This window comes from uncultured Roseovarius sp. (assembly GCF_913054395.1).
Classification (GTDB): domain Bacteria; phylum Pseudomonadota; class Alphaproteobacteria; order Rhodobacterales; family Rhodobacteraceae; genus Roseovarius.
Genome location: NZ_CAJXIP010000211.1, coordinates 1 through 4,346 on the forward strand (window position 1 = coordinate 1; position 4,346 = coordinate 4,346).

The window sequence follows — 4,346 nt, forward strand, 5'->3', positions numbered from 1 at the left end:
TGCCCATTTCATTGGCGGCGCGCATGATGCGAATGGCGATTTCGCCACGGTTCGCAATCAGAATTTTCTTGAATTCGGCCATGGTCTGTTCCCTCGGTATGTCTTGTCTTTGTGTGGCGCGGGGCTCATGCCGCGTTGCGGCACAATGATCTTGTAGGATTTGTGAAAGGTTTGCGCAATCCGCCATGCCGAGTATTTCCCGGGTGGGGAAATTTCCTGACCGCGCGGGTAGGGCTTATTACCCGGTCGGGATCAGGCGGTCACGCACGTCAAACAGGGTCTTTGTGCCAAGCTGCCCCATGTTTGCGGCAAGATCGGCGGCCAGTATGTCGGCCAGATGCGCCGGTCCCCCGGAACCAAGCGCGCCCAATGCGAAATGCCAGCCGCGTCCCATCATCACGAAATCCGCCCCAAGGGCGATGGCGCGCAATACGTCCAGCCCGCCTTCGATTCCGCCATCCATGATCACCGGAAGGCCGGTGGCGGCGCGCACCTCTGGCAGGGCCTCGATGGTGGCGGGGGCGGCGTCAAACTGGCGCCCCGCGTGGTTCGACACCCAGAGCGCATCAACGCCCTCAGCCTCAAGCGCGCGCGCGTCTTCGCCGTTGAGCACGCCCTTGACCACGATCGGCCCCTCCCAGGCGTCACGCAGCCAGCGCAGATAGTCCCAGTCCGGCGAGGTGCGCAAAAGGTAACCGGCATGCTTGTTCGACGGCAACCCCTTGGTCCCGCCCGCGTAATCATCAATCAGCCGCATCCGGGGCATGCCCATCCGCGCCATGCCAAGCGCCCAGGCCGGGCGCCGCGCAACCTGTGCCAAAAGGCGCGGCGTCAGTCTCGGCGGCTGCGTCAAGCCAGAGCGCGTCTGACGTTCGCGCCGGCTTCCGACCGGCACATCGACGGTGAGCACCAGAACGCTGAACCCGGCGTTGCGGGCCCGGCGCAACATATCGGTGCGAATATCCGGGTCGCGCGGCGGATAAAGCTGAAACCAGCCTTGCCCGTCCAGGTGCGGGCCGACCTCTTCGGGTTTTTGGCTCGCCACCGTCGAGAGCGCATAGGGAATGCCGGCCTTTGTCGCGGCGCGTGCAAGCTTGCGTTCGGCATCCGGCCAGATCAGCCCCGACATCCCGACCGGGGCAATCCCCACCGGAAGCGCATGCACCTGCCCCAAAAGCGGCGCGGTGATATCGGGCGTGAATTCGCCATGCAGGATTGACGGCATCAGCCGCACCCGATCCAGCATCTCGCGATTGCGCGCCTTGGTGGCTTCGACCCCGGTGCCGCTATCGAGATATTCCCAGACGAAACGCGGGATACGACCCATCGCACGCGTGCGCAGGTCAGACAGGGCGGGGTATTTTGAATGCAGGTCCATATCCCGCATTTGTGCGGGTTTTCAGGGACTTGTCCAGCGCCTCATGCAGGGGTGCAAAACCATGGGAACAATCCCCGAACATCTCTTTATCTCGGGGCGAGGCCGCGCTATTGTCGCGCCCATGAGCACATATGACGAATCCGACGCCTTTGAGGGCGCCTCTCTATCGGCCCGCGCCATGGCGGCGCGTCCCTCGCCCTATCTTGAGGGGCTCAACCCCGAACAGCGCAAGGCGGTCGAAACCGTCGACGGCCCGGTCCTGATGCTGGCCGGGGCCGGCACCGGCAAGACCAAGGCGTTGACGACGCGGATCGTGCATATGCTCAATACCGGCAAGGCGCGCCCGAACGAGATACTGGCGGTGACCTTTACCAACAAGGCCGCGCGCGAGATGAAGAACCGGGTGGGGCAGCTTTTGGGGCAACCCGCCGAGGGCATGCCCTGGCTTGGCACCTTTCATTCGATCTGTGTCAAGCTGCTGCGCCGCCACGCCGAGCTTGTCGGCCTCAAGTCCAACTTTACCATTCTGGACTCTGACGATCAGCTTCGGCTTTTGAAGCAACTGGTACAGGCGGCGGGCATTGACGACAAACGCTGGCCCGCGCGCGTGCTTGCCGGGGTTATCGACAACTGGAAAAACCGCGCCTGGACGCCCGACAACCTGCCCGCCGCCGAGGCGGGCACCTATGACGGCAAGGGGCCTGCGCTTTATCGCCAGTATCAGACCCGCCTGATCGAGCTGAACGCCGTCGATTTCGGCGACCTTCTGTTGCATGTGGTCAGCATCTTTCAGACCCACGACGATATCCTCGCGCAATACCAGCGCTGGTTCCGCTTCATCATGGTGGACGAATATCAGGATACCAACGTCGCCCAATACCTGTGGCTGAGGCTTCTGGCGGCGGGGCACAAGAATATCTGCTGCGTCGGCGATGACGATCAGTCGATCTATGGCTGGCGTGGCGCCGAAGTGGGCAATATCCTGCGGTTCGAGGCGGATTTTCCCGGCGCGGCGGTGATCCGCCTGGAGCAGAACTATCGTTCGACCCCGCATATCCTTGCGGCGGCCTCCGGCGTGATTGCGGGCAACAAGGGGCGGCTTGGCAAAGAGCTCTGGACCGATGCGCAGGAGGGCGAAAAGGTCCGTCTGATCGGCCATTGGGACGGCGAGGAAGAAGCCCGCTGGATCGGGGAGGAGGTCGATGCAATGCAGGGCGGCACCCGCGGGTTGCGCGCCTTTTCGCTTGATGAAATGGCGATCCTCGTGCGTGCCTCTCACCAGATGCGCGCCTTCGAGGACCGCTTTCTGACCATCGGCATGCCCTATCGCGTCATCGGTGGCCCGCGCTTTTACGAGCGCATGGAAATCCGCGATGCCATGGCCTATTTCCGGCTGGTCACCTCGCCCGTCGACGATCTGGCGTTCGAGCGGATCGTGAACACCCCCAAGCGCGGCCTTGGCGACAAGGCCCAGCAGAAAATCCAGATGACCGCGCGCGCCAATGGCGTTCCGCTGATCGAAGGCGCGCGGATCCTGCTTGCCGAAAAGGGGCTGGGCGGCAAGGGCGCTGCCGAACTGGGCAAACTGATCGACGGTCTGGCCCGCTGGGGCCGCATGACCGGCGACAAGGACATCAGCCATATCGAGCTGGCCGAGATGATCCTTGATGAATCCGGCTATACCGGGATGTGGCAAAACGACAAGACACCCGAGGCGCCGGGGCGGCTTGAGAATCTCAAGGAACTGGTCAAGGCGCTGGAGCAATTCGAGAACCTGCAAGGCTTTCTCGAACATGTCAGCCTGATCATGGACAACGAGGCGGGCGAGGACGGCGAAAAGATTTCGATCATGACCCTGCATGCGGCCAAGGGCCTTGAATTTCCGGTCGTGTTCCTGCCCGGCTGGGAAGACGGGCTTTTCCCCTCGCAACGCTCGATGGATGAAAGCGGGCTGCGCGGCGTCGAGGAAGAACGCCGACTTGCCTATGTCGGCATCACCCGCGCCGAAGAGGTCTGCACGATTTCCTTTGCCGGTAACCGCCGGGTCTATGGCCAATGGCAAAGCCAGATGCCCTCGCGCTTTATCGACGAGTTGCCTGAGAACCACGTCGAGGTGCTGACCCCGCCGGGCCTTTATGGTGGCGGCTATGGCGCGGCTGGCATGAACAGCAGTATCGAGACCCGCGCCGCCGAGGCCAACGTTTATAACTCGCCCGGCTGGCGCCGCCTTCAGACCCGCAGCGTCGAGCGTCCGGCCAGCCAGCCTCGTGAGGCCAGCAAGACCGTAATCGACCTGCAGGCCGTCAGCGCCCATTCCATGGGCGAACGCGTCTTCCACCAGAAATTCGGCTATGGCGAAATTATCGGGATCGAGGGTGACAAGCTCGAAATCGAATTCGAAAAGGCCGGGGTTAAAAAGGTTGTGGCACGTTTCATAACCGGCACGGATGATGTGCCCTTCTGACCTCAGGCGCCTGCCGGTCTGAAGGTGAGTATTTAGGGAAAGATGAAAGCCGGTGTGCTTCTTCTTGCTCCAAATATCCCCGCCGGAGGCCCAAAACTCTTTTGGTCCAGCCCGGCAAGGGGCGCGCCCCTCGTTGCAGGGAAGGGCGCGCAGATATTAGCCGAGTTCCGCCAGACGGGAGAGGGCGGCGCGCAGTTTGCCTTCTTCTTCCTCACGCAGCGCCAGGTTTTCGCGCGCCTCGTCGACCACCTCATCGGGGGCGGAGGCGACGAATTTCGGGTTGTTGAGGCGACCACGCAGACCGCCAAGCTCTTTTTCGAGCTTGCCGAGGGTCTTTTCGAGCCGCGCCTTTTCTTCGCCCACGTCGATGATATCGGCCAGCGGCAAGCCAAAGCTGCCGCCTTCGACCGCGATGGTGACACAGCCTTTGGGGAAGGCCTCGGTATCGGTCAGGCTGTCGATGCGCGCCAGGCGCTTGATCATCGCCTCGTTACGCTCCCAGGC

At 62.6% G+C, this 4,346-nt stretch carries 3 protein-coding genes and 1 pseudogene; 1 reads left to right on the top strand and 3 read right to left on the bottom strand.

The window, feature by feature from the left end:
• Together QZ522_RS19105 and QZ522_RS18055 are read right to left on the bottom strand one after the other, a co-directional pair.
• Nucleotides 1-187, bottom strand: a 187-nt coding sequence (locus QZ522_RS19105; protein WP_365353917.1) for a biotin carboxylase N-terminal domain-containing protein, incomplete at its 3' end; no start/stop codon positions are given.
• A gap of 51 nt (nucleotides 188-238) precedes the next feature.
• Nucleotides 239-1,387: an alpha-hydroxy acid oxidase gene (locus QZ522_RS18055; protein WP_294614872.1), complete on the bottom strand. Its 1,149-nt coding sequence runs from the start codon at nucleotides 1,385-1,387 to the stop codon at nucleotides 239-241.
• Nucleotides 1,388-1,499: 112 nt separating this feature from the next.
• Here QZ522_RS18055 and QZ522_RS18060 point away from each other — a divergent pair, with 112 nt between their 5' ends.
• Nucleotides 1,500-3,842 carry a UvrD-helicase domain-containing protein gene (locus QZ522_RS18060; protein ID WP_294614874.1) on the top strand — a complete coding sequence of 781 codons (2,343 nt, stop codon included), beginning with the start codon at nucleotides 1,500-1,502 and terminating at the stop codon, nucleotides 3,840-3,842.
• Between the two features lie 156 nt (nucleotides 3,843-3,998).
• Here the strand turns inward: QZ522_RS18060 and QZ522_RS18065 are convergent.
• Nucleotides 3,999-4,346 (bottom strand): annotated as a pseudogene (locus tag QZ522_RS18065) (valine--tRNA ligase); the annotation flags it as partial.

What these genes read in the sequence shown, in the direction of transcription:
- QZ522_RS18055 (WP_294614872.1), bottom strand. Translation starts at nt 1,387, where the DNA reads ATGCGGGATATGGACCTGCATTCAAAATACCCCGCCCTGTCTGACCTG.
- QZ522_RS18060 (WP_294614874.1), top strand. Translation starts at nt 1,500, where the DNA reads ATGAGCACATATGACGAATCCGACGCCTTTGAGGGCGCCTCTCTATCG.